This window comes from Tepidisphaeraceae bacterium, from assembly GCA_035998445.1.
GTDB lineage: Bacteria > Planctomycetota > Phycisphaerae > Tepidisphaerales > Tepidisphaeraceae > DASYHQ01.
In genome coordinates this window covers 158,533-178,448 of sequence record DASYHQ010000018.1, presented here as the reverse complement: position 1 = coordinate 178,448, position 19,916 = coordinate 158,533, and the positions used below count along the sequence as shown (strand labels likewise).

Annotated in this window: 16 protein-coding genes; 4 read left to right on the top strand and 12 right to left on the bottom strand. The window is 64.7% G+C overall.

Features of this window, described 5'->3' with window-relative positions:
* Positions 1 to 321: 321 nt before the first annotated feature.
* Positions 322 to 3,018: a family 78 glycoside hydrolase catalytic domain gene (locus tag VGN72_07315; GenBank protein ID HEV7299158.1), complete on the top strand. Its 2,697-nt coding sequence runs from the start codon at positions 322 to 324 to the stop codon at positions 3,016 to 3,018.
* A gap of 245 nt (positions 3,019 to 3,263) precedes the next feature.
* Positions 3,264 to 3,656 carry a RidA family protein gene (locus VGN72_07310; GenBank protein ID HEV7299157.1) on the top strand — a complete coding sequence of 131 codons (393 nt, stop codon included), beginning with the start codon at positions 3,264 to 3,266 and terminating at the stop codon, positions 3,654 to 3,656.
* A gap of 275 nt (positions 3,657 to 3,931) precedes the next feature.
* Here VGN72_07310 and VGN72_07305 read toward each other — a convergent pair whose 3' ends face one another.
* From VGN72_07305 to VGN72_07295, 3 genes are all read right to left on the bottom strand, one after another.
* Complete coding sequence (locus VGN72_07305; protein HEV7299156.1) at positions 3,932 to 5,599, bottom strand: hypothetical protein; 1,668 nt, start codon at positions 5,597 to 5,599, stop codon at positions 3,932 to 3,934.
* Between the two features lie 677 nt (positions 5,600 to 6,276).
* Positions 6,277 to 7,923 carry a cation acetate symporter gene (locus VGN72_07300; GenBank protein ID HEV7299155.1) on the bottom strand — a complete coding sequence of 549 codons (1,647 nt, stop codon included), beginning with the start codon at positions 7,921 to 7,923 and terminating at the stop codon, positions 6,277 to 6,279.
* A gap of 103 nt (positions 7,924 to 8,026) precedes the next feature.
* Complete coding sequence (locus tag VGN72_07295; protein ID HEV7299154.1) at positions 8,027 to 8,311, bottom strand: DUF485 domain-containing protein; 285 nt, start codon at positions 8,309 to 8,311, stop codon at positions 8,027 to 8,029.
* Positions 8,312 to 8,430: 119 nt separating this feature from the next.
* Here VGN72_07295 and VGN72_07290 point away from each other — a divergent pair, with 119 nt between their 5' ends.
* Positions 8,431 to 8,760: a DUF3467 domain-containing protein gene (locus tag VGN72_07290; GenBank protein HEV7299153.1), complete on the top strand. Its 330-nt coding sequence runs from the start codon at positions 8,431 to 8,433 to the stop codon at positions 8,758 to 8,760.
* Between the two features lie 280 nt (positions 8,761 to 9,040).
* On the opposite strand, the gene VGN72_07285 is transcribed toward VGN72_07290, so the two are convergent.
* The 9 genes from VGN72_07285 to VGN72_07245 form a co-directional block, all read right to left on the bottom strand.
* Complete coding sequence (locus VGN72_07285; GenBank protein HEV7299152.1) at positions 9,041 to 10,585, bottom strand: PfkB family carbohydrate kinase; 1,545 nt, start codon at positions 10,583 to 10,585, stop codon at positions 9,041 to 9,043.
* A 320-nt stretch (positions 10,586 to 10,905) separates the two neighbouring features.
* Positions 10,906 to 11,256: a hypothetical protein gene (locus tag VGN72_07280; protein HEV7299151.1), complete on the bottom strand. Its 351-nt coding sequence runs from the start codon at positions 11,254 to 11,256 to the stop codon at positions 10,906 to 10,908.
* Between the two features lie 200 nt (positions 11,257 to 11,456).
* Positions 11,457 to 11,993 carry a hypothetical protein gene (locus tag VGN72_07275; GenBank protein HEV7299150.1) on the bottom strand — a complete coding sequence of 179 codons (537 nt, stop codon included), beginning with the start codon at positions 11,991 to 11,993 and terminating at the stop codon, positions 11,457 to 11,459.
* A gap of 68 nt (positions 11,994 to 12,061) precedes the next feature.
* Positions 12,062 to 13,090 carry an ATP-grasp domain-containing protein gene (locus VGN72_07270; GenBank protein HEV7299149.1) on the bottom strand — a complete coding sequence of 343 codons (1,029 nt, stop codon included), beginning with the start codon at positions 13,088 to 13,090 and terminating at the stop codon, positions 12,062 to 12,064.
* Positions 13,091 to 13,268: 178 nt separating this feature from the next.
* Entirely contained in the window at positions 13,269 to 14,300 is a 1,032-nt protein-coding gene (locus VGN72_07265; protein HEV7299148.1) for a putative zinc-binding metallopeptidase, read from the bottom strand.
* 70 nt (positions 14,301 to 14,370) lie between these two features.
* Positions 14,371 to 14,685: a PilZ domain-containing protein gene (locus tag VGN72_07260; GenBank protein ID HEV7299147.1), complete on the bottom strand. Its 315-nt coding sequence runs from the start codon at positions 14,683 to 14,685 to the stop codon at positions 14,371 to 14,373.
* Positions 14,686 to 15,191: 506 nt separating this feature from the next.
* Positions 15,192 to 16,034 carry a hypothetical protein gene (locus VGN72_07255; GenBank protein HEV7299146.1) on the bottom strand — a complete coding sequence of 281 codons (843 nt, stop codon included), beginning with the start codon at positions 16,032 to 16,034 and terminating at the stop codon, positions 15,192 to 15,194.
* A 159-nt stretch (positions 16,035 to 16,193) separates the two neighbouring features.
* Positions 16,194 to 17,471 carry a 4Fe-4S dicluster domain-containing protein gene (locus VGN72_07250; protein ID HEV7299145.1) on the bottom strand — a complete coding sequence of 426 codons (1,278 nt, stop codon included), beginning with the start codon at positions 17,469 to 17,471 and terminating at the stop codon, positions 16,194 to 16,196.
* Between the two features lie 211 nt (positions 17,472 to 17,682).
* Positions 17,683 to 18,546, bottom strand: coding sequence for a sugar phosphate isomerase/epimerase family protein (locus tag VGN72_07245; protein HEV7299144.1), 864 nt, complete (start codon positions 18,544 to 18,546; stop codon positions 17,683 to 17,685).
* Between the two features lie 402 nt (positions 18,547 to 18,948).
* Here VGN72_07245 and argB point away from each other — a divergent pair, with 402 nt between their 5' ends.
* Positions 18,949 to 19,824 (top strand): acetylglutamate kinase, encoded by an 876-nt coding sequence (gene argB, locus VGN72_07240; GenBank protein ID HEV7299143.1) that lies wholly within the window; start codon positions 18,949 to 18,951, stop codon positions 19,822 to 19,824.
* Positions 19,825 to 19,916: the final 92 nt, after the last annotated feature.

Below are 19,916 nucleotides of genomic sequence, written 5' to 3'. Positions count from 1 at the left end.
AAAGATAAGGGGTCGGCGAAAGATAAGGGGTCGGGAGTCTTTGTTCTCATTAAAGACTCCCGACCCCTTTATTCTTCTCCGCGGCAGATCCGTCGCGGGCGGGTGAACTAACGATGTGGCGCGGCCGGTTGATCGAGACGATCGTGTACGCGCCCGAAGGGTTCGTTCGCGACGGAAGATTGTTGGCGAGCGTGGATTACGGGAGCGCGAACGCGAACGCTCGGACGGAAGTGTCATGAAACCCATCACGCCAGTCGCCCGCGTCGCCGTCGGAACTCCCTTCCGTGATGACGACGCATCCTGCTTCGGCCTGGGAGGATTGTGGAGGCGTTCTCACTGAAAACCGAACACCTCGTCGACCCGATCGGGATCGACCCGCCCGACGGCCGGCCGCGGCTGAGTTGGTGGCTGCGGGCCGACGGACGCGGGGCCGTGCAGACGGCGTACCAAGTCCGCGTCGCGTCCGACGCCGCGGCGCTCGCGCGAGGCGAGGCCGACGTCTGGGACTCGGGCAAGGTGGCGTCTGGCACGTCCGACGGCGTGGCCTACGGTGGCCCGCCGCTCGCGGCGGCGAAGCGGTACGCTTGGACGGTTCGCGTCTGGGACGGTGACGACCTGCCGTCGGGCTGGGCCGCGCCGGCGCACTTCGAGATGGGCCTGACCAACCCGGTCGACTGGGGCGGTGCGGCGTGGGTCGGCCGCGCGGCGTTCGGTTCAGTGCAACTGCGGCGGGCGTTCACCGTCCCTCGTCCCGTCGCCCGGGCGCGGGCCTACGTCGCGGCCGTCGGGTGCGGCGAGCTGTATCTGAACGGCCGGAAGGTCGGCGACCGCGTGCTCGAGCCGGCGACGACGCTCTACCACAAGACAGTCCTCTACTCCGTCTACGACGTGACCGACGCGGTGGCCGAGGGCGACAACGTCGTCGGCGTCGTGCTTGGCCACGCTTGGGGGGCGTGCCCGCGCGTCGCCCCCAAGCGCGGCATCGGCTGGTTCCTCCACGGCTGGCACGGCAGCCCCGCCCACGGCTTCCCCAAGGCCCTGGTCCGCCTGCGGCTCGATCACGATGACGGCTCGATCACGACGGTCGTCTCCGACGGGCAATGGCGGCTCGCCCCGAGCCCGACCGTCGACGACTGCCACTTCTACGGCGACACCTACGACGCCCGCCGCGAGACGCCCGGCTGGGCGTCGCCGGGCTTCGACGACGCGGCGTGGTCGGCCGCCGACGAGGTCGACGCTCCCGGTGGGCGGCTGCGGCCGCAGGTCATGCCGCCGATGCGCGTCGTCGAGACGATCCGCGCCGAGCGCGTCACCTCGCCCGCGCCCGGCGTCCACGTCTTCCACTTCCCCCGCAACGTCGCCGGCTGGACGCGCCTGCGCGTCGCCGGTCCCGCCGGCACCGTGGTGAAGTTGCAGCACAGCGAGCGACTCGCCCCCGACGGCACCGGCCGCATCGACACCCGCTGGTTCGCGGGCGACACCGTCGGCCTCGACGGCGAGGCCAAGTCGTTCCAAACCAACGCCTACGTCCTCAAGGGCGGCGGCGCGGAGGAGTGGGAACCCCGCTTCACCTACCACGGCTTCCAGTTCGTCGAGGTCCGCGGCTTCCCCGGCACCCCGACGCTCGACAGCGTCGAGGCCCGTGTCGTCCACAACGACCTGCGGAGCGTCGGCACGTTCGACTGCTCCAACCCGCTGCTGAACACGATCCACGACCTGACCCGCAAGTCGATCCTGAGCAACGCCCACGGCTTCCTGACCGACACGCCCGTCTACGAGAAGGCCCCGTGGCTCGGCGACGCGCTGCTGACGGGCGTCACGACGCTCTACAACTTCGACGTCGCCGCGTTTTACGACAAGTGGTTCCGCGACATGGCCGAACAGGTCCGCGCCGACGGCCACCTCGGTCCGCAGGCGCCCAAGGGCGAGGGCGGGCAGGCGGGCGACCCGCTCACGCGGTGGGGGGCCGACTGGGAGGGCGCGCTGCTGCAGATGCCCTGGGAGGCGGCCCTGTTCACCGGCGACGACCGCCCGCTGATCGAGCACTACGATGCGCTCAAGCGACACACCGACTACGAGCTTGGGCGGTTCGTCGAGGGCGTCAACGCCAGCTTCTGGGGCGACTGGCTCGCGCCGGATGGCGTGAAGCCGATCCCCGGCTTGTGCGGCACCGCCTACGCCTGCCGCGTCGTGTGGCTGATGGCCGACGTCGCCCGCCGGTTCGGCCGCGACGGTGACGCCGCCCACTACGCCGCCGAGGCCGCGCGGGTCGCCACCGACTTCAACGCCCGCTTCTTCGACGCCGCCCGCGGCCTCTACCGCGTGCCCGGCGACGACGCGTACTACCAGACCGCCAACCTGCTCCCGCTCGCCTTCGGCCTCGTGCCCGCCGGCCGGGCTGGCGACGTGAACGCGGGCCTGATCGCCCACGTCGACCGCCTGCAAACCGGCATCCACGGCACGCGCTACCTTTGCCCGCTGCTGACCGACGCCGGCGCGGGCGACGCCGCGTTCAAGATCGCGACCGCGACCGACTACCCGAGCTGGGGCCACTGGATCGAGCACGGCGGCGCGACCGCGCTGTTCGAGGTGTGGGAGCGCGACGGCAACCGCTCGCGCAACCATCACATGTTCGGCTCGATCGACGAGTGGTTCTTCTCCCACCTCGCCGGCCTGCGGCCCGCAGCGCCCGGCTTCAGGGCGATCGAGGTCGAGCCCCACCCCGTCGGCGACCTCACCCGCGCCCGCGCCACGCTCGAGACGCCCCACGGCCCCGCCGAGTCGTCGTGGCACCGCGGCCCAGGCGTGCTGCGGCTCGACGTGACCGTGCCGCCCAACACGACAGCCGACGTGCTCGTTCCCGCCGACGCCGACGGCCACGTGAGCGAGGGCGACCACCGCCCTGCGTCGTTGGCGCCGGGCGTGTCGCTGGTCGGCGTGGAGGGGGATCGCGTCCGTTACCGCGTCGGCTCGGGCCGCTACGGCTTCACCGTCGACCCATCCGCCGGCGGCCGATGATGGCGTCCGACGGCCTGATCCAATACGCAGGCTTGCCCGCGATGGACGGTTGCGTCCATCGCGGGCAAGTGTTGTAGGGTCCGCTGGTACGCCTGCGGACCGCTTTGGCTGGCCGAGGGAATGGTCCGCAGGCGTACCAGCGGACCCTACGGGCTGCCTATCATGTGTGTCGCGTCGTGGGGCGCGATGCGACCGGTGTGGGTTCGTCGGGTCGCGGTGCGGCGAATTACAGTTGGAGGATTTATATGGCCAAGCGTGACGCGGTCTTCCCGGCGGGTCGGCAAGACCTTTACGCGACGTACGCGTATTCCGCAGCGATCCGGTCCGGCGATCTGTTGTTCGTTGCCGGGCAGGTCGGCAGCCGCGGGGACGGCTCGCCCGAGCCGGACTACGCGGCGCAGGTTCGCCTGGCGTTCGCCAACCTGGAAGCCACGCTGCGGGCGGCCGGGTGCGGGTTGGACGACATCGTGGACGTGACGACGTTTCACACCGATCCGGAGAAGCAGTTCGGCATGTTCATGGCGGTCAAGAGCGAGGTCTTCCCCGAAGCGCCTTACCCGAACTGGACGGCGGTGGGCGTGACCTGGCTGGCGGGTTTCGATTTCGAGATCAAAGTGATCGCCCGCATTCCGCGGTGAACCCACCGCACCAAGGCGCATGCGGTACGATACTTCCCCGTGCCGTGCGCTTCCCTGCGAACGGACGGCACGGCTTGGGGGACCGTGCCGTGGCACTTGGCCGGGCGCCCCCTCCCAGCCTCCCCCGGGGTACCGGGAGAGGGGCAGGAGGCGAAATGCGAAAGGGCGGACCCGGAGGTCCGCCCCTTGGGTGGGCGTGGTTAGTTAGGTTTCATTTTTCAGTCCGCAGTCCGCAGTCCGCAGTCCGCAGTCCGCAATCCACAACCCACACTTCCCTACTTCCATCCCTTGCCGTTCTTCCGCGTGCCGCAGATGGCGACCTCCATGCCCAGTTCGGCGGCTAAAGCGGCCTTGGCGAGCATGGCTTTGTCGGCGTCTTCGGCGGTGTTGGCGTAGGCGACCTGGATGTGGTTGGCCTGGTGGCGGGCCATCATCTGGTCGCGGGTGACGCCGTAGGTGACGGCGTGCATGATCGGCCATTGCGGGGTGGTGGCGTCCCAGCGGCGCTGGGTTTCGGCTTGCGGCAGGGTGACGACGCCGGCGCGGCCGAGGTCCATCTTCAGCTTGCCGTCGGCGATGTAGATGCGGCTCCAGACGATCTCGCCCGGCTTGCTGATGCCCTTGAGCGTGCCGCCGCCCAGACGGAAGTACATCGCGGGCTGGCGCTCGCTGCTGGCGCCCTTCCAGCCGTCGATGAAGTGGGCCGGCGGGGCGCTGCCGCTGATCAGGAAGACCCAGACGTAGTCGGCGACCGTGCCGCTCTTGTCGACGTCGCCCCAGCGCAGATCGTGCAGCGTGTTCTCGACGGGCTGGCCCATGGCCTTGTGCAGGCGGTAGGTCAGCAGGCCATCGAGGCCGGCGCACTCGTCGACCTCGTTGAAGTGGGGCAGCGGTTCCTTGTTGTACAGCGTGCGCTTGCCGTCGCGCGACTTCACGGGTGGGCGGTCGGCGTTGTTCAGCGTGCCTTCGACGAGGTCGGAGGCGGGCAAGAGATCCTTGAGGCCCTGTTGGTACTGGATGCCGATCGTGTGACAGCCGAAGTCGTCGGCGATGCGGACGGCGGCAATGTACATCTTGGCCTGCAGCAGGATCTGCCGCTCGGTGAGGTCGGTCTCCTCGTTCTTGCCGGTGACGAACTTCAGGCCCTTGTCCTCATACCACTTCTTGACGGCCCGAGCCTCGTCGGCGGTGACCTGGGTGCTTTCGTAGTACAGGTGCGACTGGCTGAGGCGTTCCTTGTAGACGCCGGTGGGGTGAAGGAGTTCGTCGGGGATGATGGCGTTGTACATGCCCATGCACCCCTCGTCGAAGATGCCCATGATCGCCTTCTCGCGCTTCAGCTGCTGCGCGAGCGAGGCGGCGAGCTTCTTCTCGGCGCCGCCGACGGTGATGTTCTTGAACTTGTTGACGTGGGCGGTCTTGTGCTTGGCGTGGCCTTCCTTCAGCCAGGTTTTGAGGTAGTCGCGGAAATAGTCGTCTGAAAAATCTTCCGACCAGATCGTGCTGTACTTCACGCCCGCCTTGGTCAGCGAACCGTTCAGGTTCAACATGCCCACCAGGCCCGGCCAGGTGCCCGACCAGTTGGCGACGGTGATGATGGGGCCGCGGTGGGTGATCAACCCGTGCAGCAGGTGGTGCGAGTATTGCCAGACGGCCTCTGCGACGATGATCGGCGCGTTGGGGTCGACGGTCGCGAAGACCTTCATCCCCTCCTTCTGACTGCTGATGAAGCCGTGACCGACGTCCTTGCGGTAGTCGTGCATGCGGACGATCTCGTAGCCGAACTCGTTGACGACCTGCTCGAGCGCCTCCTCCATCTTCTTCTGTTCGGGCCAGCACTTCTGGTTGGCCGACTGGCGTAAGTCGCCGTTGGCGACGAGTTGGATCTGCTTCTTGCCGAGCTTCGGCGAACCGGTCAAAACGGGGGTGGTGTATGCGCTCACGAGGGGTTCCTTCGAGTTGGTTAAATGATCGGATTCGATCATATAAAGTTGTGATGGTGTACCGGATCGGCTGTGAGAATTCCAGCATGTGGAGGTAATGGACGTCGGTGGGACGGAGATTCTTGTCTGTCTCTATTGGTGACCGTTGCGCCTACTTAGATGGGAAAGAGACGCGAAGTCGCGAAGGCGCGAAGCAGGACGCGAAGGCAGAGGAAAGACGGAAGGCGACCACGCTCGCGGCGGCGGACTGGGTAAATCAAACCAGGAATTCGTGCACCATTATGCACCATTGTGCAACATCGATGATGGGGATCTGGGCTGCGCTGTCGCAGGTGCCGGCTATTCGGTTGTCAAAGAACACGCTATCCATTTCTACGTTGGCGCTGCGCGAGTCAGGTTGATTTGGCGCAACGCCGTTCGTTTTCTTCGTGGCTTCCTTCGTGTCTCCGCGCCTTCGTGGCTCCCTGTTCCGATTGTGGCAAGCGCAGAGAGACAGACAAGAATGTTCGTCCCACCCAATGCCAGAGGCAGAAGAGACACAGGCAAGAATGCCTGTGCCACAGAAGAGAAGCAGACAGAAATACGGGGGGAGATAAGACGGGGGGAGAGACAGGCAGGAATGCCTGTCCTACAGAAGAGGGAGCGCGGCGACACGATTGTCGCCGCGCCGAGAGGGACTAGCGGGTGGTGGGGGCAGCCTTGGGTTGGGTGATAAGGGAGACGGCGATCAGCGTGATGAAGCCCAGCGGGATGGTGACGAGGCCCGGTTGGCTGAAGGGCATTGGGGCGTCGGCGGGGTTCCAGCCGTAGACGTCTTTGTACGCGGGGCCGGACAGCAGCAGCCAGAGGAGCGAACTGGCGAGGCCGACGACGATGCCGGCGGAGATGCCCTGCTTGGTCGTGCGGCCCCAGAACAGCAGCATGATCAACGCCGGCAGGTTGGCGCTGGCGGCGACGTTGAAGGCCCAGCCGACCAGGAAGCCGACGTTCATCTTCTGGAAGACGATGCCGAGGATCATCGCGATCACGCCGACGACGACCGACGCGATCTTGCCCGCCCGCACCTTGCCGTGGTCGGACAGGTCCATCTTCAGGAAGTTGGTCATCAAATCGTGCGCCACCGCGCCACTGGCAGCAATGATCAACCCGCTGACCGTGCCCAGCACGGTGGTGAACGCGATGGCGCTGATGATCGCGAACGGCAGTTTGCCGAACGTTTTGGCGAGCAGCGGGGCTGCCATGTTGCTGTTGGAGGGATCGAGCGCGCCGCTGGTGAGCGCGCCCAAGCCGATGTAGAGCGTCAGCACGTAAAAGAAGCCGATGCTGATGATGCCCACCACGGTGCTCTTGCGCGCGGCGGCGGCGTCCTTCACGGTGTAGTAGCGAATGAGGATGTGCGGCAGGCTGGCGGTGCCGGCGAACAGGGCCATCATCAGCGAGATGAAATCGAGCTTGTCGGCGAGGTTCTCGCTGCGAATGCCCTTGAACGTGGGCGAGCCACCGGGCGTGAGCATGTCGCTGCCATTGATGAGCTTCTTCTCGTAGCGGTCCTCGTTGCTCGTTCCGGCCGGGTTCACGGTCGTTGAATTCACAGCAATGGTGGACTGATTCAGTTCGCGAATGTAGGCGACCGGGCCGAGCGGGCCGGTGCTTTCCATCGTGCTGGCCGCGGCGGGGGTGGCGCCGGCGGTGGGTGCGGGCGATCGCAGGAACCCACGGCCGAGGATCATCACCGTCAGCATCAGGCAGAACACGACGAGCATCGAACCCTTGATGAACTGCACCCACGTCGTGCTGACCATGCCGGCCGTCACCACGATCAGCGTGACCACCGTGCCCACCATCAGCACGCCCACGACGTGGCTGAAACCCAGCAGCGGCGTGATGAGCGCCCCGGCGCCCACCATCTGCGGGATAAGGTAAAAGATGCTGACCACCAGCGTGCTGATGGCGGCCGATAGCTTGATGCCGCGGCTGTTGAAGCGGCTGTCGAGCGCGTCGGCGAAGGTGAACTTGCCCAGCCGCTTGATTGGCTCGGCGATCACGAACAGCGCCACCACCCAGCCGGCGAGGAAGCCGATGGAGTACAGGAAGCCATCGAACCCGTAGAACGCGATCATGCCGCAGATGCCGAGGAACGACGCGGCGCTGAGGTAGTCGCCGGCGAACGCCACGCCGTTGACGAACCAGGGAATGGTGCCGTGCGCGGCGTAGTAGCCCTTGGCGCTGGTGGCCTTGCGGCCGAGCCAGAAGCTCAAGGTCAGCACGAACACGACGAAGCCGACGAACACGCCGATCGCGATGGGGGAGGTTTCGTAGGTCATGATGGGAGTGAGGCTCGGTGCGTTTGAGGGTCGCGCGGGCGTTGTCGCTTAGGCGAACAGGCCGGGAGTGCGGTGGACGGTTCGACAAAAAATGGGCTGCGGATCATCCAGCCGATTCGTCCGTCGGCGTTTTGCAGAGCATCACGTAAACCACCGCCAACACGATGGCGGCGATGATGAGGGCCATGCCGTAGACGATCGCGTAGTTCACGCCGGCCAGCGTCTGCTTCATCAGGTCGAGCTGGAACGCGACCAGGTAGACGAACAGCGCGTAGAACGCCAGGTACAGGAAGAACAGCGCCAGCCCCAGGCGCGCGTTGTGGCGGATTGAGGGGTCCTGCTGGGTAATGGGTAATTCAGAATGCGGCCGAGCGTGCGGTGAATCCACGGTGCGTCCTTTCCGTCCGTTGAAGTGCCGAACTCGACTTTACCACAAGTCCGGCGCGCGATGGACAAATGAATCGTTTTCCGCACAATGCGCCCTCCCCCTAACGAAAGGAATTCGCAATGGCTGAAGAAACGACGACGAACGCTGGCGGCACCCCCGACGCCCAGAACATTCAGGTGAACCTCGACGAGCGCGACCTGCGCACCGTGTTCGCCAACGCCTACCGTATCCACACGACGGCGGAAGAAGTGGTGCTGGACCTGGGCTTCAACATGCCCAACCCCAACCCGGCCGGCGGTGGTCAGTCGCTGCTGTTCAAGGTGAACGAGCGCGTGATCATGAGCTACGCCAACACGAAGCGCCTGGCGATGTCGCTCGGCCAACTCGTGAAGCGCTACGAGCAGCAGTTCGGCGAACTGCCGACGCAGCCCGGCCAGCCGCGCAAGTAAGCTGGACGCGGAAGCGGGCAGTGAAAAATAAAGAGGCGTGTTGCGCGGTTGCGCAGCACGCCTTTTCCTTTTGGCGCTAAGCGGGTGACCGTGAGCGGGTGATGAAGTGCAATGGCTGCGAAGTTGTCATCCCGAGCGGAGCGGTAGCGACTCGAGGGATCTCTCACCGACGAGGGTCGCTTAACAAGCCGAGATCCCGCAGGTCGCTACCGCTCCCTTCGGGATGACACACGTTCGGGAGGAGGCGCGTAGGGGGCGCGTAGGGACCTGTCGGCGAAGCTTAAGCCGCTTCGCTGTGCTGCGCGCGGTGCGACAGGCGACCGAGCAACGCTTCGGCATCGATCGGCCGATTACCGATCGATCCCACTTCAATCGCCGCGGCGACGGAACCCAGTAGCGCCGCGGCCTGTAAACTGCCGCCGACGGCGAGGGTGAGGGTGGCGGTGGCGAGCAGGGCGTCGCCGCAGCCAAGGGGGTCGACGGTATGGGCGGCCAACGCGGGAACGTACTCGCTGCGCAGGCGGGCGTCGACGGCGACGTTGTCACTGTCGGGGTGGTCGAAGGTGACTAGCCCCTGTTTGCCCATGGTGATGAGCGCCTGCCGTACGCCCGTGCTGTTCATCAGATTCCAGACGACGGCGCCGAGCCCGCTAGTGAAGTCTTGGAGCGTCTCGCGCACCTCGCGCTCGGTGGGGCAGACGAGGTCGACGTCGCGGAACTTCAGCAGGTTCGTCTGTTTCCCGCTGACGTCGGCGGCGATCGTGCGCACCGTCGCCCGTAGCGTTTCCAGCACGCGATCGAGCAGGCCCGCAGAGATCAGGCCGTAACCGAAGTCGGCGAAGATGACGGCGGCGGCGCCCTCGGCGGCGGACAGGATCGTCTCGGCCAGCGCCGCCTCATTCACCGAATCCAACGGCGACGGTCCGCCGTCGTCTACCTTGAACATCTTCTGGGCCTCGACCAGGAAGCGGTGCTTGGCAACGATCGACTTACGCACGTTCAGGCTGCGCACGTCGACCCCTTCACCGGCCAGCCGCAATCCGATCTGCCGCGAGGTTTCATCGTCGGCCATGGCGGTGATGAGCGTGGGGTTGGCGCCCAGCCCGGCCAAATGCAGCGCGATGACGGCGGCGCCGCCGTCGTAGTCCTTCTGCTGAAGCGCCCGCAGCGTCATCATCGGACCTTCGCTGGCGATGCCGGTGGCGTCGCAGAAGTGGTAGCGGTCGAGGATGTAGTCGCCGATCACCACGACCTTCTGCCCGCGGAACCGCTGGACGAGGTTGTGCAGGTTGGCGTCGCCAAGCTCGTAGCGGTCGCGCAGGCGCAGGATCTTCTCGTCGTTGAACACTTCGGCGCCGCCGAGCGTGCCGATGAGGGCGGTGGATGAGTAGACGACGTCGCCACTGGAGAAGACGACGCGCCCGCCGTGCCCGGTGACGGTGTCGCGCTCGCGCAGGAAGCGGGGGTCGCTGTTCGTCTCGTACTCCTTCCCCTTCACGTACACGTCCGGCTGAAGCTGTTCCAGCAGCCCGACGGCGGTGGGTTCGGGGTTGATGTAGACGAGGTCGACACATTCCAACGCGGCGACGCTGGCGGCCCGGAGGTCGTCGGGAATGAGCGGCCGGGCGACGCCCTTGTTGACGTGGGAGTCGGCACTGATCGACACGACCAGCACGTCGCCGAGGCTTTTCGCGTACTGCAGGTGCTTGATGTGCCCGGGGTGAACGATGTCGAAGCAGCCGTGGCAATGCACGACAGTCTTGCCCGCAAAACGGGCGGCCGTGCGAGCGCTCAACAGTTCAACCAGTGTTTTGTTCTTGGGCACGAATCGATCATCGGCCAAGAGGGGGCAGCGGCTTGATTATTGGACGTGGTGGCCGAACGGCCGTTCGCGTTCTGGGTATGTAGCCAGAGGTCGAGAGTGTCATCCCGATGGGAGCCTTGAGCCTTGGCGATCGGAGGGATCTCCCATGGCCGAGAGCCGTCCGTGGCTTGAGATCCCTCAGGTCGCCTTAGGCTCCCTTCGGGAGGACAAGCGCGCGAGGCAACAGGGTTATGTCAGCCAGCCTTTAGGCTTCGCTCGCGATGACAAGTCGAGCATTTTGGCCACCGAATTTGATCCGACAGACAGTGTCGAGTATCGCGCTACTCCATCCCTCCCTTGCCTTCGGTGCGAGGATGGCGTTGCTGACGGGGGTCTTTAATGTCGGCGGGGGCTTGGTCCCAGCCCAGCGGTTCCTCGTCCTTCATGCTGTGGTCGGGCTGGTTGGGCAGCGGTTCCTGTTCGGGTTGATCGGTCTCGTGGGCGTTGATCTGCCGGCCGGCGGGGTGGGCGTTTGGGACGGCCGCCTTCGTGCCAGAGGGCTGCTGCTCGGGCGTGGCGTTGTTGTTCGTCAGCCGACCTTGACCGGCCTCGTTCTCCGGGTGCGACCGCTCGTAGTTGTTCGTGGGATCGGGGGCCTGCTGCGGCGACGCGGGACGATTCTCTTCGGCCATTCGGTGCTCCTCTAGTTGACGAACTCATCCTAAGGGTGCCGCCAGAGGGTGGGAACGGGGAAAGTGCGAATGACGGCCATTCAGCGCGCGGATCGACGTAGAGGCAGGCCTTCGTGCCTGCTATCTTGCGTTCTAATGCTTGCAATCGAAAAAGGGCAGGCACGGAGGCCTGCCCTTGCGAATAGTTGAGTATTTCGTCTCTACGCCGCAATCGTCAGGCGGCTGCGTTCGGCTTCCTTGCGTTCGCTGATCGCAAGCAGCTCGGCGCATTCCTCGCTATCGACGAGGATCGCCCACGACAGGTCATCCGCCTCCACGTCGGCGGCACGGCCGATCATGCCGAGAGGTTGGCCGACCATCATGTCGACCATGGCTTCGCCGAACTCCACGCCTTGGTCGGCGTTGATGTCGATCGATTCGTTGCCGTTGATCACGCGCAGCAGCTGCGCGCCGATGCGGAACTGGTTGGCGGCCTCAGGCCGACAATAGGCGACGCGGAACAGCAGGGGCATGGTCTGGTCGTCTTCCAGTTCCAGCCGTAGCACGAACTCCGTACCGATCGTCATCGGCCGGCTTTGCACGAAGCCAAGGCCGAACGTGCTGACGTCCTGTAGCTGCGCGCTGTAGCCGCCGGTCGATGGGCGCGCGTCGGGGTAGATGACGATGTCGCGCACGCGCGGGCTACGAACGGCGCGGCGGGATTCTCGGACGTTGGTGGCGGTGGTTGGTACGGACATACATCTCCTGGCTGATGTTCAACACATCGACCAGCGATGCCGCCGTGGTTAGCAGATGAACGGGAAAATCACGCGGCCAACTGCATCGGGTGATAACTCATGCCGAGTGTGATGATCTTGTGCAGCAGCAGCTCGTACGACAGGCCCGCCTGCTGGGCCGAGTCCGCGAAATCTTCGCCGCACGCGATCTGCGGGTTGGGGTTGGCTTCCAGGAAGTAAACCTGCCCGTCGGCGGTCAGCCGAAGGTCGAGCCGGGCGTAACCGCTGAGGCCAAGCAGGCGGTAAATGTGCTTGCAGTCGTCAACGATGGCATCTTCCTGTTCCGCCGACAGGTCCTTGGCGAGTCCGCTGTGAATGTCGTAGCGTTCTTGGTAAGCCACGTCCCACTTTACCTTCGACGTCGCGATGCGGGCCGAGTCGTCGGGCAGGTTGGCGAGGTTCAGTTCCCAGATCGGCAGGGCGGTCACCTTTGCGTTGCCGATGACGCCCACGTACAGCTCGCGGCCATCGATGTACTGCTCGACGATGGCGGCGGTGTTGAGCTTCTCGTGGATGAACGTGACGCGCTCGGCCATCTCGTCGTGCGAGTTCACGATCGACGCCTGCGAGATGCCGGTCGAGCCTTCCTCGGTCAGCGACTTCACGATCGCGGGGAAGATCATGTCCTCCACCGGCCGAATGGCGCGGCCCTGGTGGAACACCTGGAACTGCGGCACGTTGATGCCGTGATAGGCCAGGATCTTCTTGGCGATCGCCTTGTCGCGCGCGATGGTCAGCCCGCGTGGGTTGCAGCCGGTGTAGGGTTGCTTGAGAAGTTCGAGGTACGAAACGACATGCTGATCGTGCGTGGCGACGCCGTCGAAATCTTCAATGAGGTTGAAGCAGACGTGCGGTTGGAACTCTTCGATTGCCGGCACAATTACGCCAAGGTCGCTCTTCACGCCGCACGGTTCGGCGATGTGGCCCATGGCGCGCAACGTCGACAATACATCGTATTCCGTGCGGAACCGCGTGGTCGTGGCGACGCTCAATCCCTCCACCGAGTCCGGTGGGACGAGCAGCTCATCCATCATGACCAGCACGCGTAACTTTCGCATTCGTTTGGGCTTCCGAAACATTCGCAGGACATTGTGCCACAGATGAGCACGCATGAACACTCAAGAATCGCGCTCGTCGCTCGATTGTAGGGATGCGACTCGGTGTGCTTCTCTCTTCGATCAAGGCATTCGCCTAAGAGTGGCATACAACGGCTTCCATCGCACGTCGGATTCTCTACTAAAGCACTACACGATGGCGGCCGTCGTTCAGGAAGTTCATGGTCTGAACGGCCAGCATCATCATCACGTCGACCTTCGCGCCGCTGGCGGGCTTGGCCAGACGCAGCTTCATGATAGCCACCCGATCAATCATATCGGCGATCGTGCGGTCAATCGTGCACTGCGATTCGCCGGTCCAGCGGGAAATCATCATGCGCGCCTCGGCGCGAATCGATTCCAGGAACGCGGCCGCGGTTCGATTGCGCGCGAACTGCGGGTCGTCGGAGAACAGCCGGCGCAAGTCGCGATCGTAGAAGCGAGGATGGTCGCGGCAGTAGTGGGCGCGCTTGGCGGCATAGTGTTCGCCGAGCGTCATGCGCAGCGTGTGCAGGGGATGCGTGCGGCGGCGCGAGCGCACCGTCGGCTTCAGCGGTCCGATGCGGGTCATCAGTGCGTCGACGTAGTACAACTTCTTGATCGCGGGCCACTTCTCGTAGTGCTGCAGCCAGTGCGAACGCGGGTTCAGCCAGACGGCGAACGTCTCGGCGAAATCCTCGGCGGGGTGCGCTTGCGCGTACCACATGTCGAGGTGAACCACGAACTGCTTCGAGTACGGCTTGGGGCGATAGGACTCCGGGTACGGGTCCCCGTAGTCACCGAACAGTCGCCGGTAGCCCGTGCGGCGATTCAAGACAAACGCGTTGTCGATCGCGTGGCCCGCCTCGTGACGCAGGATGCGCATGCACCAGTCGCGCGTGCCACCTTCCACCTCCAGCATCTGGCTGCGTTCGAGTTCGATGAGCCGCGGGTGGGCGAGGTAGAACGGGATCGCGATGCCCGGCACGTGGTCGGGCGTGAACCACTCGTTGCTCAGCCACGCGTGCGGCTGAAAGGTCAGGCCCTTCTGCTGTAGTTCACTGCTGAGCGCGTCCACGAACAGCTCGACGGCGCTGCCTTCTAAAGTCAGACCGAGGTCGCAGAGGCGAAGATCAAGCAGCCGGCGGTCGGTGTAGCGGGACCAGGGAAATCGTTGGGTGGTGCGGGCGGGCATGGGAGGTTGTGCCACCATAGCGATGGCACGCCCGTTTTGCACCGACGAAGCAGCCAAAGACGCAGTCTGACTAGCAGAACGCCGCGCCGATGCTGAACCGGCCCGTGCCGGTCTGGCGGGACGAGACGATGCGGATCTCGGTGTTCAACTTCTGGTCGCCCATGCCCAGTTCGATGCGGTAGAAGCACCCGACCGGCAGGGTCTGGTTCATCTCGAACCGCACGCCATGGCGGGACAGGTTCACCGCGTTCGCCTCGAGAATTTCGGCCTCGTCGGTCGCGGTGGGGGACGAGATCCAAGCCTCCATCGCGTACGGCCGGCGCACACTGCGGCGGCGGTTCTCGTGGTCGGGCGCGGGAAATACGGCGGACGGCACAGCGCTCATACGAACATCATCGGTCATCGGAACGATGACTTGAGGAAGCGCGGCAAATTGCCGGCTAGCTACGCCCATGCTGCGGGTGGAACTTTCCGATCACCGCTTTGAGACCTTGCGCAACGGCACTTTGACTCGTCATCCTGAGGTACTCCGAAGGATCTCTTCCTTCCTCAATACGGATACGGGGAGAGGTTCTACGGAATACCTCAGAGGGTCGTCATTGAAGGCAACGGAGCTGGCTCCGGTCCCTCTCCCGGTACGCCGGGAGAGGCTAGGCGAGGGTGCCTTTCGAACTGCTGGCGATTTCCGTGTATCGAAATCACCCTCACCTTAAGCCTCTCCCGGAGTACCGGGAGAGGGGACCGGACCTGATAAACACGCTCGCAGGATCACGGTGTTGCGCTTCAATACGTGCGCGCACATTCCGCTCCGTCGCTTCGCCAATGCAAAGCGTCCGCAACCGCGGTGGGCGGTTGCGGACGCTGGTATGCGTTCGGATGACTGAATACGCCTTACCGGCGGTACCCGTACCCGTAGTAATCGTTGTACCCGTAGTCGTCGCCGTAACCGGGATAGCTTGCGGGATAGCCCACGGTGGGGCGATTGCTGCGGTTGATGAAGTAGGCGTAGTCCAGCGCGGCGGCGGTCACGCGGTTCAGCGCACGCGAGTAGGCGGCGTCGGCCACCTTCTCGATGCGGGCGTCCTCCACCTTCACGCGGGCCGCCTCAATGTCCGGGTGATAGCGCATCGAATCGTCGAAGGCCAGCTTCGTGTCGGCCAGCTTCGAACCGGCGGCCACGAACTGGTCGCGCGCCTGCCGCACTGCCGGGTCTTCCGCCAGCGCCTGCGCCTCCATCGCGCTGGCCGTGCGGGCGTAGTTCAGCTTTTCCTCGGCCAGTGGCACGATCGACGACGCCGGGATGTCCTTCACGCTTTGCAGTTGAATGATTTGCTCGCCCAGCTCGTCGCGCAATTTGACGACGGCCTTGTAGTCTTCGTTGTCAACCAGCTTCGCCAGCGCCGCCAGGCGGGCAGACTCGTACTCTTCGTACGCGGTGCGTTCCTCAGCGGCAATCGCGCGAAACTCGGGCGAGCGGTCGAACATGAACCGCATCTTGCGGAACGTGCCGGCCATGTCGGACTTCGTGCGCAGCAGGACCATGCGGGACCGCGCCCGCTGGGACGACGCTTCCGGAATCTGACCCGCGAGCGTCTGGGGGAAGCCAGGCGTGTCCGGAAGGTTGTAGGCCGGTGGTGCAACGGGTTGGTTCTGCGCCATTGCCGACGGCGTGCACATGGCGACCGACGCCATCATCGCGACACCCGAGAGAACCCATTTGTTGTACGTCTTCATCTTGACCTCCCTGGTCACCAAGCTTGGTCCTGGAGCGACTCGTTACATTCAATTGTAGCCTGTCGACCCGTAGCAAGCACTGCGCCAAATACGGGTTTTCCCGGCCACCGCTGGGGCAGACACATCCACGATAGAAAGGTTAGGCAAAATCCGCCATCGTCATTCGCCCGCCTCACGCCGCGCTAGGTTTTTCAGTTCCCGGATCGAACGCAGGATGGGCAGTTTGCTGGGGCAAACGTAGGTGCAGAGGCCGCACTCGATGCAGGCGTGCAGGCCGTGGCGGTCGGCGAGCGCTAGATTGGTCCGCTGGGCGGCATCCAGCAGGCCGGCGGGGTGGATGCGGGGCGGGCAGATCTCGACGCACCAACCACAGCGGACGCAGGGGTCTGGATTCAGCGGCGGTTCGGGTGGGGCGATGTGGAACGTCAACTCGTCGAAGCCGATGGACCGCTTCGGGTCCACACGCAGGTCGCGCAGCAGCTCGCCCGATCGCAGGGTGGCGCCAGTGGGATTGAAGCCCATTGCCAGCAGCGCGGTGGTTAAGTCGGTGCCCACCGGTACGTAGGCCCGGCGGACCTGTCGTGTCATTACGTCGCGGGCCGCGATGAAGACGTCGGTCATCGGCCGATCACCCAACAGCAGCGCGCCGATCGCGACGGCCGCCGGCGCGTCCAGCAGGATCACGCCCACCTCGGTCGGCAATCGCCCCGGACGCAGTCGCCGTTCCAGCAGCGTGTACAGCAGCAGCGTGGGGTCGCTTTGCGGGTAGGGGTTCGACAGCCGATCGAGTCGAATTTTGCCAAGCGTCGCCCAGTGTCGTGCGGGCGCGAGCGCCAGCGTTTTCAGGTGTTCATCGACCGCCGCAATCGCGGTGGCGGCGCCGGTGAGCTTCGCCAGCAGCGCGACGCCCATCATCATCTCGGCGGCGAACTGCTCGACGAGCGTTGACGCATAAGGCAGTGACGACTCGGAATCCAGCGCGCAGCAGACGACCGCGTCGATCGGGCGGTTCAACGACTGCCGCAGCTGCTCGAACAGATTCGGGCAGCCGTGCCGGTCGGCGACGATGCCGGCGGCCCGAATGCGGTCGATCCACTGCCCACGGTCCGCCTCCCGCGCCGCGGAAAGCTTGGCCGCCACGGTGTCCTGGTCCAGGTAGTCGTGGTGCGGCGGCTCGGGCACCACCTTGTAGTCGGGCGACACCTCGATCGTAACGCCACCGGGCCGACCGTCGACGATCACACCATCCACGGGCGCGATGATCGACCCCCCATCAAGCCCGCTGATGCGGTCACCGAGACGGACGGCGTCACCGATGGTCGCGGGCTTCCCTTGCACGCCGTGCTGGATGAGGTCGATATCGATGCGCGACGGGCGCACGCGAATCCACGAACCGGGCGTGGCAATGCTGGAGACGGGTGGAATGGCTTCGGTCATACGACGTGCCCATCGTACGCCACCGGCGGGGGAAATTCACAGGATGGACGGGAAGGGCATTGAGAGGTGGTGTCTCCGGTCCCTCTCCCGGTATTCCGGGAGAGGCTAGGTGAGGGTGATTTGTTCTGCCCGAACCGTCGGCATTTCGAAATCACCCTCACCTAACCTCTCCCATGAATACATGGGAGAGGGACAAGACTTACGCCCGTCCCTACTTCCCCGCCAACGGCACGTTGATCTTCGCTGCCAGCGTGCGGAGCGCCTCGACCGCCGTCTTGAACAGCGCCGGGCCACTGAAGCCGCTGAACTGACCATGGGCGGCCAGGTGGGGCTCGAGGCTCAGGAAACCGCGATAGCCGCTGGCGTACGCGTCGCGCAGGATCGGTTCGATGTCGCCATCACCCTGGCCCGCGGGCACGACCTTGCCACCGGCCAGCAGCGCATCCTTGATGTGGATGTGGACGGTGTATTCCTTCAGCATCGGCCAATTGTTGATCGGGTGCTCGCCGGCCTGCACAAAGTTGGCAAAGTCGAACGCGCTGCGCAGCTTCGGCGAGTTCACCTCTTGCATCAGGATGCGGCACTCGCGGCCCTTCTCGCCGTAAATCTTGCCCTCGTTCTCGTGAACCATCACGACCGGCCGTTCCTTGATGTACTCGACCTTCTGCTTGAACCGACGCACGACCTCGTCCTTGTGCCTGCTCACCAGGTCGGCGTGCGATTCGTTGTCGGCGGGGTAGTAGCTGAAGACGCGGATGAACGGCGCCCCGAAGAACTCGGCCGCGTCGACCGCGACCTTGAACCGCTCGAAGTGCTCGTCCCAGCTATCGCTGATCTTCACCTTGCCAATCGGCGAGCCAATCGAGATCACGCCCATGCCCGCAGCCGTCAGCTTCGTCTTGATCTCGGTGCGCAGGGCCGAATCGAAATCGAGGACGTTCTTCCCGTACACGCCGCGCAGCTCAACATGGGTCAGGCCCAGTTCCTTGGCCGCGCTGATCTGATCGTCCAGTTGCGGCGAAATTTCATCGGTAAAGCCGGAGAGGCGGAGCGCTTCGTTGTTGTTGGTTGACATGGTTCGGCATGGTCCGGTCGATGGCGGGCGGAGTCAAGGGAAGTCGGGACGTCTGACCACGCCACTCCGGTCCCTCTCCCGGTACTCCGGGGGAGGCTAGGTGGGGGTGATTCGAATTGCCTTAGTCGGGTTGCTCGGGGATCTGCCCACGAATGGGCACGAAGGAACACGAATAAGAGAAGCAGTTTAGCTGCGCGCGAAACTTCGTGCTCCTTCGTGCTCGTTCGTGGGCCGTCTGCAATTTGAATCGCCCCCTCCCAGCCTCCCCCGGGGTACCGGGAGAGGGGCCAGAGCGCGATCCCGACCACTTCGCTTCTGACGTACCCAACCATTTTGACACCCCGCGCCAACGTCCGTATCCTCTGCCGTTTCGTCCCTGTGGGAGGCCGTAATCAGATGGTGATGAACGAAGCGATCGATAAGGCCAGCGCACTGATCGAGGCGCTGGGCTACATCCAGCGGTTCAACGACAAGGTGATCGTCGTGAAGGTCGGCGGGTCGATCATGGACGACGAGACCGCGCTCACCAACCTGCTGGTCGACATCGTCTTCATGAACTACGTCGGCATGCAGCCCGTGCTCGTGCACGGCGGCGGCAAGGCGATCAACGACGCGATGACCAAGGCCGGCCTGCAGCCGCAGATGGTGATGGGCCGCCGGTATACCGACGAGCGCACGCTGGCGATCGCCGAGCACGTGCTGTGCAATCAGGTCAACCGGTTCATCGTGAACTTCATCCAGAGCCAGGGGTGCGAGGCGATGGGCCTGCACTCGCTGGCGAGCGTGGTGCTGTTCGCCGAGAAGACCTACCTGAAGGGTGACGACGGCCGGCGGATCGACTTGGGCTTCGTCGGCGACGTGACGGACGTCAACGCCCGCCTGCTTCGGCTGCTGGTGCAGGCCGACAGCATCCCCTGCATCGCCACGATCGCCCGCGACAAGGCCGGCGGTAAGCTGAACGTGAACGCCGACACCGCCGCCGGCGCGGTTGCTGCCGCGATGAAGGCCGAGAAACTGGTCGTCATCAGCGACACTCACGGCATCCGCACCGACCCCAAAGACCCCGACAGCCTCGTGCGCAGCCTGACCGTTCCGCAGATCGACGAGATGGTCAAGAGCGGCGCGATCGGCGCCGGCATGTTGCCCAAGGTGGAGGCCTGCATCGCCGCGCTCAAGGGCGGCGTGACCAAGACGCACATCATCGATGGCCGCATTCCCCATGCGCTGCTGCTGGAGATCTACACCGAGGCGGGGATCGGGACGGAGATTGTTCTGTAATCACCAATGACCAAACCCGAATGACCAAATAATGTCCAAGCACCAATGACCAATGGGGTCGAGATTGGGACATGGGCATTGGTCATTGATTG